The organism is Bradyrhizobium yuanmingense (genome assembly GCF_900094575.1).
Taxonomy (GTDB): domain Bacteria; phylum Pseudomonadota; class Alphaproteobacteria; order Rhizobiales; family Xanthobacteraceae; genus Bradyrhizobium; species Bradyrhizobium yuanmingense.
Genome location: NZ_FMAE01000002.1, coordinates 608039 through 623891 on the forward strand (window position 1 = coordinate 608039; position 15853 = coordinate 623891).

The window sequence follows — 15853 nt, forward strand, 5'->3', positions numbered from 1 at the left end:
ATCTTCTCACGCCCCCTCGTCCAGCGCCACCAGCTCGCGCTTCTTGCGCAGCGACGGCAGCAGCGGCGCGATCAGCAGCACCAGGGCAAACACAAGACACACTGCCGAGATCGGCCGCTGCACGAAGGTCCAGAGATCGCCCTGCGACAGGATCAGCGACTTGCGCAAATTGTTCTCCATCATCGGACCCAGCACGAAGGCCAGCACCAGTGGCGCCGGCTCGTAGCCGAGCTTGCGCATGAAATAGCCGATGATCCCGAACGCGATCATCACATAGACGTCGAACACGTTGTTGCTCGAGCAGTAGACGCCGAGGATCGTGAACAGGATGATCAGGGGGAACAGGATGTTGTAGGGCAGCTTGAGCAGCTGCACCCACATGCCGATCATCGGCAGGTTCAGGATCAGCAGCATGACGTTGCCGATATACATGCTGGCGACGATGCCCCAGAACAGGCCGGGGTTCTGCGTGATCATCAGCGGGCCCGGCTGCAGGCCGTGAATGACGAAGGCTCCGAGCAGCAGCGCCATCACCACGTTCGGCGGGATGCCGAGCGTCATCAGCGGAATGAAGGCGCCGCCGGCTGCGGCGTTGTTCGCCGATTCCGGGCCGGCGACGCCCTCGATCGCGCCGTGGCCGAACCTTTCAGGGGTCTTCGACAGCCGCTTCTCCAGCGCGTAGGACGCGAATGACGAGACCACGGCGCCGCCGCCCGGCAGGATGCCGAGGAAAAAGCCGAGGATGGTGCCGCGGCCGACCGGACCGGCGCTCGCCTTCCAGTCCTCCTTGCTCGGCAGGAGATGGGTGATCCTGGTGTTGATGACGTCGCGCTTGATCGCCTGCTCGGTGTTGAGCAGCACCTCGGCGACGCCGAACAGGCCCATCACCACGGGCACGAGGCCGATGCCGTCGATCAGCTCCATGCGGCCGAAGGTCAGTCGCGGCTGCGCGGTGATGCTGTCGAGCCCGATCAGCCCGAGCACGACACCGATGCACGCCATCAGCAATGCCTTCGGCATCGATCCCTGGGTGAGGAAGGTGAGCACGACGAGGCCGAGCACCATCAGGCTGAAATACTCGGCCGGGCCGAAAGCAATGGCGAGACTGGCGAGCTTCGGCGCCACCAACATCAAGGCGACCAGCGCAAAGGTGCCGGCAGCGAAGGAGCCGAACGCGGCGATGCCGAGCGCGGGGCCCGCACGGCCCTGCTTCGCCATTTGGTGGCCGTCGATGCAGGTGACGACGGAGGCCGCCTCGCCGGGGATGTTGACCAGGATCGAGGTGGTCGAGCCGCCATACATCGAGCCGTAATAAATGCCGGCCATCATGATGATGCCGGATTCCGGCGTTCCCGACAGCGTCACCGGTAGCAGTAGCGACATCGCCGAGATCGGGCCGATGCCGGGCAGCACGCCGACCAGCGTGCCGATGAAGACGCCGATGAAGCAATAGAGCAGGTTGACCGGCAGCAGCGCGACGCCGAATCCATGTGCCACGTTGACAAGCGTATCCATGGGGGTCAGCCGATCCCGAACAGGCCTGACGGCAACTGGATCAACAGCAGCCGCTTGAGCACCCACCACATGCCCGAGGGCACCAGCACCGCGATCGGAATCGCCAGCGTCCAGCGCACCGGATCGATCAGCCGCAACAGCAGCAGCATCAGCGGGATCGATGACAGCAGGAATCCCAGCGGCTCCAGCGCGAACGCGAATGCAGTGAGGCAGGCGATGAGGACAAGCGGCTTGCTCCAGCGCACGTTCTCCCAGCGCGAGGCCAGCGTCGGCCCGCCCTCGGTGATCGCCGAGACGATGATCGCGCTCGCGAACACGCACATCAGGATGCCCGTGTAGAACAGCACATAGCCGGAGCCGGGATCGTTGATGGTGCCGAGCCTGAGCTTCAAGCCCGACCAGATCACGAAGCCGCCGAGTGCGAGCCCGATCAGCCCGCCCCAGAGTTCGGAGTTGCTGAGGCGGAGCTTGACGTTGGTTGGATCGTTCATCGATTCTCTCTCGTGCCCCGGACGCAGCGCAGCACCGCAAGTTGCGTTCACGCACGTCTTCGACGTGCTATGGTAGGTGCGCTGCAAAGCCGGGGCCCATGCGTGTGGGCGAAGAAGATGGGTCCCGGCACTGCGCAGCAGCGTTGCACGCTGCAGCGCGTCCGGGACACAAGCAGCGCGGTCTTACTTCTTCGCGAGCCCGAGCGTCTCGATCACCTTGCGCTCGGACTCCGTGACCTCGACGATGAATTTCTTGTAATCCTCCGTGTTCTTGTAGTTCGGCACCATGTCGTATTTGGCCAGCGTGGCGACCACCGCAGGATCCTCGACCGCCTTCTTGAATGCGTCGTGCAGCTTGGCGACGATCTTGGGATCCATCCCTTTCGGTCCTGCAATGCCGAACGGGGAATCATAGACCATGGGATAGCCGAGCTCCTTCAGCGTCGGCACGTCGGGATAGTTCGGCGAGCGTGCGCCGGTCCACACCATCAGGAGCCGCAGCTTGCCGGCGTCGACCAGCGGCCGCCATCCCGTGGAATCAGCCTGCAGCATAGTGTGCTGTCCCAGCACGGCGGCGTTAGTCTCCGCGCCGCCCTTGAAAGGGACCTGCGTCAACTTGATGCCGGACATCGCGGCGATCTGCTCCATGCCGATATGCAGCGAGGTGCCGGCGCCGGGCGTGGCGTAGGTTACCTTGCCCGGATTCGCCTTTGCGAACTCCACCACGTCCTTCCAGCTCTTGAACTGCGATTCCGCGCTCGTGGTCACGCCGAAAGTGTAGCCGGTGAGATGGACGATATAGGTGAAATCCTTTGCCGGATCCCACGACACCTCCTGCATCAAGGGCAGGCGAAACACGGTGATCGGGATCTGTGAGATGGTATAGCCGTCCGGCTTCGCCGCCGCGGCCATCGTCGCCGGCCCGACCGTGCCGCTGCCGCCGGCCTTGTTGTCGATCACGATCGGCTGGCCCAGTACCTTCGAGGCGCTGTCGGCGATCGCGCGCATCGAGAGATCAGTCGATCCGCCGGCCGGCCAAGGCACGATCAACGTGATCGGCTTCGTTGGATAGTCCTGCGCATTGACCGCCGTGGAGAGCAATAAGCCCATGACGGCGTGCACCGCGGCAAATGCAATCGTCTTCAGCCCGTATCCCGACATCGAAAGCCTCCCTCGCGGCGGCCTCTCTGGGGGCGCCGTCTCTCGTTGCGAGGCGATTGTTCCTGAATTTGACGGAGAAGAAAAGCGTGTTGCGCGCATCGCTGTGCGGCCGTCGGTCAGCTAACGCCGACAGAGCCGACCTCTGCGACAATTCGTCGTTTGGCCGCGTGCCGAGAGGCGGAATTTGAGCGGCCGAAGCGGTCAGGCCACCCGCCGGACCGTGTTCAGCTTCTCGATGGTGCGACCGACTTCTGAGGCGAGACACGGCTTGCCGAAATAATAGCCTTGGACCGCGGTGCAGCCGCATTCGCGGACGAAGTCGAGCTGTTCCTCGGTTTCCACGCCCTCCGCCGTGGTCTCGACGCCGAGCACGGAGCCGAGGCTCGCGATCGTTCTGACGATGGCAACGCTCTCCGGGCTTTCGCCGAGCGTTCCGACGAAGGAGCGATCGATCTTGATGCGGTCGAACGGAAACTTGCGCAGATAGCTCAGGGAGGAATAGCCGACCCCGAAATCGTCGAGGCTGACGCGCACCCCGAGTGCGCGGAGCTGGTGCAGGATGTCGATGGTCGCCTTGCTGTCGTCGAGCAGCGCCGTCTCGGTGACCTCGAGCTCGAGCCGCTGCGGCGGCAGGCCGGCTTCCGCGAGCGCGCTCGTGACCATCGCCACCAGGCCGCGGGAGCGGAATTGCACCGGAGACAGGTTCACCGCGACGGTGACGCCGGGCCAGGACGCGGCGGTGGCGCAGGCCGTGCGCAGCACCCATTCGCCGATCGGAACGATCAGCCCGTTCTCCTCCGCAATTGGGATGAACTCGGCCGGAGAGACGAAGCCGCGCGAGGGATGCTTCCAGCGCAGCAATGCCTCGAAGCCGGTGAGCTCGGAGGAATCGAGCCGCATCTGCGGTTGAAACACCAGGTGGAATTCACGCCCTTCCAGCGCGCCGACCAGGTCCTGCTCCAGCGCGTGCCGGCTGCGCGCCTGTTCCTCCATCTCGGGCTCGAACAACTGATAGGCTCCGCGCCCCTTGGCCTTGGCCTGGTAGAGCGCGAGGTCGGCGCATTTCATCAGCTCATCGGCATCGAGTCCGTGGTCGGGCGCGATCGCGATGCCGACGGAGACGCCGACATGGATCGACTGGCTTTCCAGCGGCGGCGGATGACCGATGATCTCGACCAGGCGGCGGGCGAGCGCCTCGGCCGATTGCGGCTGCGGCCCGCGCTGGAGCACGGCGAACTCGTCGCCGCCAAGCCGCGCGACGGTGTCGTGCTCGCCGACATTCTCCTTGAGGCGCGCCGCGACCCAGCGCAGCAGGCGGTCGCCGGCGGCGTGGCCGAGGCGGTCGTTGACGGTCTTGAAATTGTCGAGGTCGAAGCACAGCACGGCCATGGCGCCGCCGGCGATCGCGACCTGGTTCAGCCCCTCGCCCATCTTCTCGCGGAACAGCGTGCGGTTGGGCAGGTCGGTGAGCGAATCGTGCCGCGCCATGTGCGCCACCCGGGCCTGGGCCTTGTGGCGCTCGGTGACGTCCTCATAGGTCACGACCCAGCCACCATGCTCCATCCGCTTGTGGTTGAGCTTGATGATGCGGCCGTCGTTCAAATGGCGGTGCAGCGTGTGCTCGCCCTCGCGCAGCCTCTCGACGTAGTCGGCATAGAGCTTGGCGCCGGTCATGTTCGGATGGATGCCGAGCTCGCAGGCGTGCTCCATGATGTCGCGCATCGAGACGCCTGGCTTCACGGTCTCCGGCGACAATCCATACATCTCGATATAGCGGCGGTTGCAGACGATCACGCGCAGGCTGGCGTCGAGCATGCACAGGCCCTGGCTCATGTTGTTCAGGGCAGCGTCGAACCGGCGGTACTGCTCGCTCAGCTCCTCGATCGCACGCTCGCGCTCGGTAATGTCCTCATAGGTGGCGACGAAGCCGCCTTCGGCCAGCGCGCAATAGCGCACCGAGATCACCGTGTCGTTCGACATGCGCCGGCGCATCGGCGAGGAATCACGGCTTGCGATCCGCGCGCGGGCGGCTTTGAGGATCTGCTGCGGGCTGTATTCCGGGGAGAACGCGCCGTTCGCCATGGATCGCTCGATCAGCTCGGCGAGGTGTGTGCCGGGGCGGGTCTCCTCCGGCGACAACAGGTAGATCTTGAGGTAGGTGGAGTTGCAGACCCGAAGCCGCATGTCGCTGTCGAAGAAGGCGAGCCCGTGGGCCATGTTCTCCAGCGCCGCATCGAGGATGAAATTCTGCTGCCGCAGCGTTTCCTCGTATTGCAGCCGCTCCGTGACGTCCTCGTGCACCGTCACCCAGCCGCCGTCGGGCAGGAAGCGGGAGACCGCCTGCACCATCCGTCCGTCGTAGCGCATCACCAGCAGCGTCTTCGGCTTCCTAGTGCGCACGTCCTCCAGCCGGTTCTGGTAGAATTCGTCGCTCGACATGCCCGGCAGGTTGCCGCGCGACATCCAGTGCTCGATCACCGTGGAATGCGCGACGCCCGGCTTCACGATCTCGGGGTCGAGGTTGTAGAGCTTCAGGAACCGTTCGTTGCAGACGACGACACGGCTGTCGACGTCGTACATGATCAGTCCGTGCGACATGTTGGCGAGCGCGTGCTGGCTGCGCTCGGTCTGCACGCGCAGTTCCGCTTCGAGCCGGGCGAGGCGGGTGACGTCGTCGCAGATCGTCATCCAGCCGCCGCCGGGGAGCGGCTTCAGCTCGAGCGACATGACGAGGCCGCTCGCCAGCATTTGCTCGGTGCGGAACGGCTTGCCCGCGGCGATCTGCGCCATCCGCCTCGAATACAACGCGTCGAGCTGGTCTTGCGGAAAGTTGCCGCGGCTTGCGCTGTGCGCGAGCACCTCGCGATAGCTGGTGCCGATCCGCACGATTTCGGCCGACATGTCGAACAGTCTGAGATAGCGCTGGTTCGTCAGCACGATCCGGTTGTCGGCATCGTAGACGCAGACGCCCTGTTCCATGTGGTCGAGCGCAAGCTGGCTCAGCGCGACGAGGGCGCCTGGGCCCTGCTCACGGCCTGTACCAAGCTCGCTCTCGCGGGTCGACATCATGGGGTCGGCGGGGCCTCGGCCAGCAATAGACTGAATGCAGCCTAATTCAGCCGCCGAGGCTAGCGAACAGGCCGGAAAATTCCCTTAAGCGCTGTAGTTTACGGAGGATGACCGGCGATGGTGAGCGCACGCGTAAACGGCCCGCTGCCAAGGCAATAGGCCGTAGCTCCGGACGAGCGCGGCGATATTCCCGCTCCGCTCGTACAGATTTACAGCGCCGGGCGTTGCTCTACGGCCCGTACAGCACGAGCTCCGTGTCGGTGAGGTCGCCGAGCTGTGGCTGGTGCGGGCCCCTGAAGTATTTCCGGCCGCGCCGCTCGGTGTAAATGCCGACGAGGCCGGGAACCGGACCGTTGGCATCGACGGCCACCGCGATCTTGCCGAGCCGCAGCAGCAGCCGTCCGATGCGGCCGGCGCATTCGGCAAATTCTGCGGTGCTCCGGCAATAGATCAGCTTCATGGCGGGCGGTGCGATGAAACCGCGGCGGATGCGCACCGGTTGCAGGATGAAAGGGAAGGTTCCCTTCGGCGTGCGGCAGACGAGGCTAAGGCAATTGTAACGCGCATGTCGCGTCAAAAGCTCGGTCTCCGCCTCGGAAAGCCCCTTGATCTCCTTGGCGTGCGGCGGAATGACCTCGATCTCGTTCCAGCGCGGGACGCGCGCTAGCGCAGGGACCGAGAAGAATATGCCGCGGCAATAGGCGCGAAAGCCCTGCGTCTCGATGATTGGCCAGGTCCACTGCGCCGGGCTGATGTTGAAATAAGTGACGTGCTTGTGCCGCTGGGCGATCTTGGTCAGCAGCGGCGCGTAGTTGCGGTAGGCCGGGTCGACATACCAGCTCGACAAATTGCACCGGATGGCGGTCTCTTCGCCCTCCTTGCGTGAGGTGTAGATCAAGAGCAGCACGCCGACCGGCCTGCCGTCGTCGTCGAGCATGTAGCCGAAGCGCGGATAGCCCTCCGGCACGGCCCGGAAGGCCTGCCGGCGCAGACCCTGGATCCAGTAGTCGCGTGAACGGCCGACGAAGCCGCGCGTCAGCAAGTCCGCGATCTTATCGACGTCGGACTCGGTGATCTCGCGGCATCGGACCTTGGTATGGATCACGCTCGTCTTGCCCGTGGAAATGGTCGGCCTCGTGAGGTCTATCGTTTCAGCATGATCTTCTCGGAAAACCGCTCCGCACTTTTCCGGATCATGCTCTAGCGCCAGCCTTCGCCATGGGCCTCGGCCGCGACAGGCGGCTGCAGGCTCAGGACGTCCCGCACCTTGGCGGGCCAGGCGGAAAGATCGGTACCGTGAGTGTGGAACATGGCGACGGCCAGACGGTCCATGCCGAAGGCAACGCAGCCGGTGTGGGCCGGCTCGGCGTTGGCGTCCTGGATTCCCCAGGTCGTGCCGAAATGCTCGCGGTGATAGTTGAAGCTCATGCACGCCGTCGGCTGCTCTTCGGAGCGCAGCGGGATGAGCAGCTCGAACTTGAGCTGCTGCTGCTTCTGGCTCACCGCCTTCATTTGGCCGACCCGGCCGAAGAACGGATCGCTGGCATAGTCGACGCGGAAGCTGAGGCCGAGGTCGGTCGCGATCTTCTGCGCGCGCACCATCCAGCGCTCGCGGAAATCGGCGACATCGTCGGGGCTGCCGATGCAGACATATTCGCGCATGCGGAACGATTGCAGCCGGTCGAGATGCTTCGACGGCTCGCGGCGGAAGCAATCCGCGGCAACGTCGAAGCGCAGCCCGCCCTTCGGCAAAGGTCCGCGGCTCGCCGCGATCGGATAGACCGGATAGCAGGCCGCCGGCGACAGCACGAGATCGGCCGGCGACAGCGAAGAGGTCCAGTCGCCGCCGGCATCGAAGCGGCTCACTGCGGCGTTGATCTCGCGTTCGGTGCCGTGCAGGCCGCAGACGCAGCCGAGCAGGTTCGGAAAGCTCTTGAGATAGCCGGACTTCTCCAGCTGGGAGCGGCTCATCACCGGCGGGAAGCGCATCACCTCGGTGCCGGCCTCGCGATAACCGGTGATCAGCGCGGCGAGCTTCTCGACGATGCCCTCGTAGAGCGCGGTGCGGGCATAGACGCCATCGGCGCCCATGCGGTGGAACAGCTTGTCGGCGAGATGATCGAGCGGATCGATCATTTGCGGGGCGGTGGTGGGCGAGTCGGGGAGGACGGCAATATTCATGGTTCGATGTCCTGCTATCTCAAAATTGTTCTTGTTGAATCGGCCGCGGAGGTACGTCAGTCGCGAAGGCTCGCCGGCACCCCGCTCATCAATGTCGATGTCGCGGCATTGGCCAGGATCCGGTCGTTGTTGATCATGATCGGCGACGACAGCACGTCGCGGAGGTGACGGCCCATGGTGAACTCGCCGTCGTTGCGATAGCCGGCAAGTCCCGCGGTGCGCATCGCGTGCATCACGGTCTCGACCGCGAGCTCGGAGGCCTGCACCTTCAAGAGCGTGATCGAGGACTGGAAGTAGAGCGAGCTCAGAGCACGCTCGTCATGCTCGACGCGGGCGAAAGCGTCGATATTGGCTGATATCAGCGCGCGCAGCTTGGCCAGCGACATCTTGGCGGCGGTGAAGTGCGCCGCGGCCGGGGGCATCTGTCCGCCGGACGAGCGGGCCGCCTTGCGGATGAAGGCCTGCGCGCGCGTCACCGCCGCAGCGGCGATGCCGGCCCAGGCCGACGACCAGCACAGATGCGCGAACGGCGTCATGGTCTGGGCGTGGATCTTGTCATAGGATTCCGGGAAGATGCGGTCGGCGGGGCAGTCGACCTTCAGCTCGAACCCGGTCGAGCAGGTGCCGCGCATGCCGAGCGTTTCCCAGCCCAGCGTCCGCTTCAGCGAATAATCGTCCTTGGCGAGCGCCAGCAGCACCTGGTCGGAGGCGGCGGCTTCGGTGGCGCGGCGGGCGATGGTGACGAGGCCATCGGCTTCGGCGCCGTAGGAGATCACGGTGGCGTCGCGCACCAGCGAGACGGTATCGCCGGCATGGTCGACCGCAGCCGCGCTGGCGCGGATGTTGCCGCCGTTCTGGCCTTCGGTGGTGGAGGAGGCGAGCAGCCACTGGTCGCGGGCGACCCGGCGCATCATGGTCTCCATCCAGGGGATTCCATGGCCGTGCCTGATGACGCAGGCGACCTTGGTCTGGTGCATCGCGTAGATCATCGCCGTGGACGCGCAGGCGCGTCCGAGCGTGTAGCAGATGTCGGTGACGTCATGGATCGAGGCGCCGAAGCCGCCGAACTCGACCGGAATCATCACGCCGAGCAGCTTCTGCTCGCGTGCGACGTCGAAAGCCCGGTGCGGGAAGCGGGCGTCGCGATCGACCTCGTCGGCGTCGGCCGCGGCCGCTGCGGCGGTCCGGGCGGCGCGCTCGATCAGGGAGGGACCCTGCTCGAGAAAGCTCGTCTGCATTTCGTCGACAGTGAGGACTGCTTCACGCACGTTCATGCTCGTCCGCCTCCGGTTTGCCGTTCGAGATCGCCGGCATCATTCGCGATGCCGCTTGAGGCGATCCTCCAGCCATCTTTGCTTGTGAGACGAGGCTACGGATTTAATTCAAATTCGTCGATGAAATAGAGGGTAAACAAAACCCAATTCCGAACGAACAGTTAAGGTCCGGTTGTTCGCATCGCCGGATTTTCCGGTATCGCGTTAGGACTCTGGAAGAAGGTTGGATTTCCGACAATCTGAGTCATCGTTTACTAAGAAACGCGAAGTATTGGTGCCGCCCATTGCAGGACCGGCAGCCCGCACCCATCGTAGCCGGCAGTCCGGTCCGACCCCGATAGACAAATGGAAATTTGCCGATGCAGGCCTTCGATACCGTTTTGCGCAACCGCATCACCAAGCTGGTGAAGGGCATTCTCGAACAGAATTCGCTCACCGCAGAGGTTACACCTTCGGCCAAGCTCGTCGATATCGGCCTGACCTCGATGGACATGGTCAATCTCATGCTCGGCGTCGAGGCCGAATTCGACTTCACCATTCCGCAGTCCGAGATCACGCCGGAGAATTTCCAGTCCGTCGAGACGCTGGAGCGGATGGTCGCGATGCAGCTCCAGCCGGCGACCGCGGCCTAATCCGACTCTCTCCTCCGTCATTGCGAGCGAAGCGAAGCAATCCAGACTGCCTCCGAGGTGGCGGTCTGGATTGCTTCGTCGCTGCGCTCCTCGCAATGACGCTCAACGAGACGATCCCCCGTTCCAAATCCGCCGCAAAACTGGCATAGCTTAACCATGTCACCATGAGGCGGACAGGGTGGAGCAGGCATGACGCAGGCGGTATTGGGCATCATCGGCGGCTCGGGCATATATGACCTGCCCGGCTTAGAGGGTGCGCGCGAAGAGGTGATCGAGAGCCCCTGGGGCGAGCCGTCGGCTCCTTTAAGGCGTGGCTCCATCGCCGGCCTGCCGATCGTGTTCCTGCCCCGGCATGACAAGGGGCACCGGCTGTCCCCCTCCGACATCAATTATCGCGCCAACATCGACGTGCTGAAGCGCGCCGGCGTCACCGATTTGATCTCGCTCTCGGCCTGCGGTTCCTTCAGGGAGGAACTGCCCCCTGGGACCTTCGTTCTCGTCGATCAATTCGTCGATCGCACCCATAAGCGCGAGAGCTCGTTCTTCGGCCGCGGCTGCGTCGCGCATGTGTCGATGGCGCACCCGGTCTCGCCGCGGCTGCGCATCCATCTGGCGGCCGCCGCGGAAGCGGAAGGCATCTCGATCGCGCGCGGCGGCACTTATGTCTGCATGGAAGGGCCGCAATTCTCCACTTACGCGGAAAGCATGACCTACAAGACGCTGGGCTACTCGGTGATCGGCATGACCAATATGCCCGAAGCCAAGCTCGCCCGTGAGGCGGAGATCTGTTACGCCACTGTCGCCATGGTGACGGATTTCGACTGCTGGCATCCCGACCACGATGCGGTCACCGTGCAGGACATCATCCGCGTGCTGAATTCGAACGCCGACAAGGCGAAGGCGCTGGTGGCGCGGTTGGCCAAGGATTTTCCGCGTGAGCACGAGCCGTGCCCGATCGGTTCGGACCGTGCGCTCGACACCGCGCTGATCACGGCGCCCGAGGCGCGCGATCCCGAGCTCCTGAAGAAGCTCGATGCGGTGGCCGGGCGCATCCTGCGAGCGTGAGACGCAAGACAAACGAAAAGGCAGAATGCCATGAAGGTCGACGGCAAGCATTTCCGCAGCATCTGGCGCGAGCGCGACGGCTGGTCGGTCGGCGCGATCGATCAGCGCCGGCTGCCGCATGAATTCGTCGTTGCGCGGCTGACCTCGTGTGAAGATGCGGCCGTTGCTATCAGGGACATGCTGGTGCGCGGCGCGCCGCTGATCGGTGCCACCGCCGCCTACGGCATGGCGCTCGCGATGCGCGAGGACGCTTCCGACGCCGGGCTGCAACGCGCCTATGACACGCTGGTCGTGGCGCGGCCGACCGCGATCAACCTGAAGTGGGCGCTGGACGAGATGCGCGCGGCGCTCGCGCCGATCGATCCGGTGGAACGGGCGGAAGCTGCCTATGCGCGCGCCGACGAGATCGCCGAGCAGGACGTTGAGATCAACCGCGGCATTGCCGACAACGGCCTGAAGCTGATCGAGGCGACCGCGGCGAAGAAGCCGGGCGAAGTCGTCAACGTGCTGACCCATTGCAACGCCGGCTGGCTCGCCACCGTCGACTGGGGCACGGCGACGGCGCCGATCTATCTCGCGCATGAGCGCGGCATCAAGATCCATGTCTGGGTCGACGAGACCCGTCCGCGCAACCAGGGCGCCTCGCTCACGGCCTGGGAGCTTGGCCATCACGGCGTGCCGCACACGGTGATCCCGGACAATACCGGCGGGCACCTGATGCAGCACGGCATGGTCGATCTCGCCATCGTCGGCACCGACCGCGTCGCCGCCAATGGCGACGTCTGCAACAAGATCGGCACTTACCTGAAGGCGCTTGCCGCGCATGACAACGGTGTGCCGTTCTACGTCGCGCTGCCGTCGCCGACGATCGATTTCGCCGTCCATGACGGTATCCGCGACATCCCGATCGAACAGCGCAGCGGCGTGGAGGTCACCGACATGACCGGCCGCACCGCGGACGGCCGGCTGGAGACGGTACGCATCGTGCCCGAAAACTCGCCGGTCGCGAATTACGCCTTCGACGTGACGCCGGCGCGGCTCGTCACCGGTCTCATCACCGAGCGCGGCGTGCTGAAGCCGGATCGCGCCGCGCTGGCGTCGGCATTTCCGGAGCGGATCTCTACGGCGGCGAAGTAGATTTGGTCGGGCGATATCTCGCCACAACCGTCATTGCGAGCGCAGCGAAGCAATCCAGACTCCCTCCGCGGAAAGACTCTGGATTGCTTCGCTGCGCTCGCAATGACGGCGTATGTCGAACTACCCCAGCTTCAGCCCCGTCGCCGTCTCCAGCTCCGCGATCGCCTGCGCCCCGCTCGTCACCTTGATCGTGGTCATGCCCATCTGACGCGCCGGCTTCAGGTTGACGCCGAGATCGTCGAGATAGACGCAATTGTTCGGATCGACCTTCAGCGTCTCGACCATCATCTGGTAGATGCGTGGATCGGGTTTGCGCAGACCGATCTTGGCGGATTCGATGACGTGATCGAACAGCACCATGACTTCGGCGATGTAGAGAGAACGTCCCGTCATGCTGCCGATCGCGTTGGCCGGCAGATTGTTGGTGATGCAGCCGGTCTTGAATTGCGCCTTGATGCGCTTCAGGGCCTCGACCATCTCCGGGCGCAGATCGCCCTGCAGCAGCGGCAGCACGTCTCGGCCGCGCACCTCCGCACCGAGCGCGAGCGATTCGGCGGCGAACAATGCGTCGAACGTCTCGATGTCGACCTCGGCCCGCTCGAATTTGGCCCAGGCGTTTTCCAGATGATTGGCGGCGTTGGTGCGCCGGATGATATCGGCGGGCAGGCCGCGCTCGGTCTCGAACCGCGTGAACGCCTCGAAGGGCGAGCTCGTCAGCACGCCGCCGAAATCAAAGATCACCGCCTCGATCGCCAATGTCCTGCCCTCGTCAATTGCTTTCCAAGAGGGCTAGCATGCGCTATCGGCAAGAGCCAGTCCGAAGCAATCGCCCGCCTTCATCGATGCCGATGCGTGTTCCCATGAAGAAGCTCGCCACCCTCATCGCAGCTACGCTGCTGCTCGCTGCGCCCGCTCACGCCATCGTCGGCGGCGGCACGCCGCAGGCAGATGGCGTCGCCCGCGCCGTCGTCACCATCGTCGGCTCGCGCGGCAATTTCTGCACCGGCAGCCTGATCGCCCCGAGGCTGGTGTTGACGGTCGCCCATTGCGTGCAGCCGGGCGCGGATTACAAGGTGGTCGATCGCGGCGGCGACGGCCAGCCGCAATTGCTGAACGTGCGCACCGTCGCGATCCATCCGAACTTCAACATGCAGGCGATGCAGGCGCATCGCGCCACCGCCGACGTGGCGCTGCTGCAGTTGGAAATTCCACTGAAGGGAAAATCCACGGTGACGGTCGGCATGCCCACGATTCCAATTCAGGTCGGCAGTCGCTTCGTCGTCGCCGGCATCGGCGTCACGGTTCTCGGTGATGGCAAGAGCGGCGGCACCACGCGCGTGGCCGGCCTCGTTGCAACCGGGCAGCCCGGCACGCTGCAGATTCGTCTGGTCGATCCCGTAACCAACGGTGTTCGCGGCGGAATTGGCGCCTGCACCGGCGATTCCGGCGGCCCCGTGTTCGAGGACAGGTCGAACGGTCCCGTGCTCGTCGGCCTCATCAGCTGGTCGACAGGACCGAACGGCGCCGCCGGTTGCGGCGGCTTGACCGGCGTGACGCCGCTGACGCTCTATCGCGACTGGATCTTGCAGACCGCGCGGAGCTGGGGTGCGGCACTGTGATTTGACCGCGACTTGATCTATGTCATTTTGAAGCGGAGGCGCGGCGGGTGATCATGCCCGTCGCGGAGGAAACGCGCCGTCCAATCAAGGACGGCCACAAAGACAAGCAAGGCATAGAAGCAACAATGAATGTCGCTGTTCGCAGTCACGCCACGGCCAAACAGGCTTCTGAACATTTCGACGTGCTGATCGTCGGCGCCGGCATATCCGGCATCGGTAGCGCCTATCACATCCAGAAGCAGCTGCCGGGCACGAGCTACGTCATCCTGGAGACGCAGGAAACATTCGGCGGCACCTGGAGCACACATCGCTATCCCGGTATTCGCTCCGACAGCGATCTCCACACTTTCGGCTACAGCTTCAAGCCTTGGGTCGGCCCGCCGATTGCGACCGCCGAAGAGATCCTCTCCTATATGAAGGAGGTGATCGACGACAACGATATCGCGCGGCACATTCGCTACAAGCACAAGATCAATTCCGCGAGCTGGTCGAGCGAGCAGAATCTCTGGACCATCGACGCCGTGACGACCGACACCGGCGAGCCCAGGACCTTCACGGCGAACTTCCTCTGGATGTGCCAGGGCTATTATCGGCATTCCGAAGGCTACACGCCGGAATGGAAGGGCATGGACCGTTTCAAGGGCCGCATCGTCCATCCCCAGACCTGGCCCGACGATATCGACCTCACGAACAAGAAGGTCGTCGTGATCGGCTCGGGCGCAACCGCGGCAACACTGGTGCCGAACATCACCGACAAGTGCGCCCATGTCACCATGCTGCAGCGCTCGCCGACCTATTTCCGCCTCGGCCGCAACGCCATCGAGATCGCGGAAGAGCTGCGCCGGTTGCAGGTCGATGAAGCCTGGATCCACGAGATCGTGCGGCGCAAGATCCTGTTCGAGCAGGATGCGTTCACCAAGCTCTGCGTGTCCAAGCCCGAGCAGGTGAAGAAGGAGCTGATCGGCCAGATCAGCGCCGTGCTCGGTCCCGACTACGACGTCGAGACCCATTTCACGCCAAAATACCGGCCGTGGCGGCAGCGCATCGCCTTCGTGCCGGATGCCGATTTGTTCAAGGGCATCGCCAGCGGCAAGGCCTCCGTCGTCACCGACGAGATCGAATGCTTCGTCGAGAATGGCATCCAGCTCAAGTCCGGCAAGCTGCTTGAGGCCGATGTCGTCGTCACAGCGACCGGCTTCAATCTTGCCGCGCTCGGCGATATCGCCTTCGAGATCGACGGCAAGCCGCTGGCCTTCGGCGACACCGTCACCTATCGCGGCATGATGTTCACGGGCGTGCCGAACATGGTCTGGGTGTTCGGCTATTTCCGCGCCAGCTGGACGCTGCGCGTCGATCTCGTCGCCGATTTCGTTTGCCGGCTGCTCGGGCACATGAAGGCGAAGGGTGCAAAGAAGGTCGAGGTCAAGCTGCGACCTGAAGACCACAATATGCCGATCCTGCCCTGGATCGATCCGGAAAACTTCAACCCCGGCTACATGATGCGCAACATGAACCTGCTGCCCAAGCGCGGCGACAAGCCGGAATGGCAGCACAGCCAGGATTACTGGACCGAGAAGGACGAGATTCCGAAGACGGACCTGGACGACAAGGCTTTCGTCTACAGTTGACGATGCCGATGTAAGGCGAGGTTAGCGATCGCCACTGTCGTCCCGGGGCGCGAAGCGAGCCCGGGACCCATACTCCCAGGC

13 protein-coding genes are annotated in these 15853 nt (G+C 64.3%); 5 read left to right on the forward strand and 8 right to left on the reverse strand.

Annotated features, from left to right (window positions below):
- Positions 1 to 6: 6 nt before the first annotated feature.
- The 7 genes from GA0061099_RS07960 to GA0061099_RS07990 all read right to left on the reverse strand — a co-directional run bounded on the left by GA0061099_RS07960 (position 7) and on the right by GA0061099_RS07990 (position 9691).
- A complete protein-coding gene (locus tag GA0061099_RS07960; RefSeq protein ID WP_036002213.1) occupies positions 7 to 1515 on the reverse strand; it encodes a tripartite tricarboxylate transporter permease in 1509 nt (502 codons plus the stop codon).
- 5 nt (positions 1516 to 1520) lie between these two features.
- Positions 1521 to 2006, reverse strand: coding sequence for a tripartite tricarboxylate transporter TctB family protein (locus tag GA0061099_RS07965; RefSeq protein ID WP_074447634.1), 486 nt, complete (start codon positions 2004 to 2006; stop codon positions 1521 to 1523).
- Positions 2007 to 2189: 183 nt separating this feature from the next.
- Complete coding sequence (locus GA0061099_RS07970; RefSeq protein ID WP_036023927.1) at positions 2190 to 3167, reverse strand: tripartite tricarboxylate transporter substrate binding protein; 978 nt, start codon at positions 3165 to 3167, stop codon at positions 2190 to 2192.
- Positions 3168 to 3368: 201 nt separating this feature from the next.
- Positions 3369 to 6236 carry a PAS-domain containing protein gene (locus GA0061099_RS07975; RefSeq protein ID WP_036023926.1) on the reverse strand — a complete coding sequence of 956 codons (2868 nt, stop codon included), beginning with the start codon at positions 6234 to 6236 and terminating at the stop codon, positions 3369 to 3371.
- A gap of 229 nt (positions 6237 to 6465) precedes the next feature.
- Positions 6466 to 7341, reverse strand: a complete 876-nt coding sequence (locus GA0061099_RS07980) for a GNAT family N-acetyltransferase (RefSeq protein WP_036023925.1) — start codon at positions 7339 to 7341, stop codon at positions 6466 to 6468.
- Positions 7342 to 7436: 95 nt separating this feature from the next.
- Entirely contained in the window at positions 7437 to 8417 is a 981-nt protein-coding gene (locus GA0061099_RS07985; protein ID WP_036023924.1) for an amino acid--[acyl-carrier-protein] ligase, read from the reverse strand.
- 56 nt (positions 8418 to 8473) lie between these two features.
- Complete coding sequence (locus GA0061099_RS07990; RefSeq protein ID WP_036023923.1) at positions 8474 to 9691, reverse strand: acyl-CoA dehydrogenase family protein; 1218 nt, start codon at positions 9689 to 9691, stop codon at positions 8474 to 8476.
- Between the two features lie 359 nt (positions 9692 to 10050).
- Here GA0061099_RS07990 and GA0061099_RS07995 point away from each other — a divergent pair, with 359 nt between their 5' ends.
- The 3 genes from GA0061099_RS07995 to mtnA all read left to right on the forward strand — a co-directional run bounded on the left by GA0061099_RS07995 (position 10051) and on the right by mtnA (position 12525).
- On the forward strand, positions 10051 to 10323 hold the full coding sequence (locus GA0061099_RS07995; RefSeq protein ID WP_036023922.1) for a phosphopantetheine-binding protein: 273 nt from the start codon (positions 10051 to 10053) through the stop codon (positions 10321 to 10323).
- A gap of 189 nt (positions 10324 to 10512) precedes the next feature.
- On the forward strand, positions 10513 to 11388 hold the full coding sequence (locus tag GA0061099_RS08000; protein WP_036023920.1) for an S-methyl-5'-thioadenosine phosphorylase: 876 nt from the start codon (positions 10513 to 10515) through the stop codon (positions 11386 to 11388).
- Positions 11389 to 11418: 30 nt separating this feature from the next.
- Positions 11419 to 12525: an S-methyl-5-thioribose-1-phosphate isomerase gene (mtnA, locus tag GA0061099_RS08005; RefSeq protein WP_036023918.1), complete on the forward strand. Its 1107-nt coding sequence runs from the start codon at positions 11419 to 11421 to the stop codon at positions 12523 to 12525.
- A gap of 120 nt (positions 12526 to 12645) precedes the next feature.
- On the opposite strand, the gene GA0061099_RS08010 is transcribed toward mtnA, so the two are convergent.
- On the reverse strand, positions 12646 to 13281 hold the full coding sequence (locus GA0061099_RS08010; protein WP_036002146.1) for an HAD-IA family hydrolase: 636 nt from the start codon (positions 13279 to 13281) through the stop codon (positions 12646 to 12648).
- 104 nt (positions 13282 to 13385) lie between these two features.
- Here GA0061099_RS08010 and GA0061099_RS08015 point away from each other — a divergent pair, with 104 nt between their 5' ends.
- Positions 13386 to 14144: a S1 family peptidase gene (locus GA0061099_RS08015; protein ID WP_036023917.1), complete on the forward strand. Its 759-nt coding sequence runs from the start codon at positions 13386 to 13388 to the stop codon at positions 14142 to 14144.
- A 125-nt stretch (positions 14145 to 14269) separates the two neighbouring features.
- Entirely contained in the window at positions 14270 to 15772 is a 1503-nt protein-coding gene (locus GA0061099_RS08020) for a flavin-containing monooxygenase (RefSeq protein WP_036002183.1), read from the forward strand.
- Positions 15773 to 15853: the final 81 nt, after the last annotated feature.

What these genes read in the sequence shown, in the direction of transcription:
- GA0061099_RS07960 (WP_036002213.1), bottom strand. Translation starts at nt 1,515, where the DNA reads ATGGATACGCTTGTCAACGTGGCACATGGATTCGGCGTCGCGCTGCTG.
- GA0061099_RS07965 (WP_074447634.1), bottom strand. Translation starts at nt 2,006, where the DNA reads ATGAACGATCCAACCAACGTCAAGCTCCGCCTCAGCAACTCCGAACTC.
- GA0061099_RS07970 (WP_036023927.1), bottom strand. Translation starts at nt 3,167, where the DNA reads ATGTCGGGATACGGGCTGAAGACGATTGCATTTGCCGCGGTGCACGCC.
- GA0061099_RS07975 (WP_036023926.1), bottom strand. Translation starts at nt 6,236, where the DNA reads ATGATGTCGACCCGCGAGAGCGAGCTTGGTACAGGCCGTGAGCAGGGC.
- GA0061099_RS07985 (WP_036023924.1), bottom strand. Translation starts at nt 8,417, where the DNA reads ATGAATATTGCCGTCCTCCCCGACTCGCCCACCACCGCCCCGCAAATG.
- GA0061099_RS07990 (WP_036023923.1), bottom strand. Translation starts at nt 9,691, where the DNA reads ATGAACGTGCGTGAAGCAGTCCTCACTGTCGACGAAATGCAGACGAGC.
- GA0061099_RS07995 (WP_036023922.1), top strand. Translation starts at nt 10,051, where the DNA reads ATGCAGGCCTTCGATACCGTTTTGCGCAACCGCATCACCAAGCTGGTG.
- GA0061099_RS08000 (WP_036023920.1), top strand. Translation starts at nt 10,513, where the DNA reads ATGACGCAGGCGGTATTGGGCATCATCGGCGGCTCGGGCATATATGAC.
- mtnA (WP_036023918.1), top strand. Translation starts at nt 11,419, where the DNA reads ATGAAGGTCGACGGCAAGCATTTCCGCAGCATCTGGCGCGAGCGCGAC.
- GA0061099_RS08015 (WP_036023917.1), top strand. Translation starts at nt 13,386, where the DNA reads ATGAAGAAGCTCGCCACCCTCATCGCAGCTACGCTGCTGCTCGCTGCG.
- GA0061099_RS08020 (WP_036002183.1), top strand. Translation starts at nt 14,270, where the DNA reads ATGAATGTCGCTGTTCGCAGTCACGCCACGGCCAAACAGGCTTCTGAA.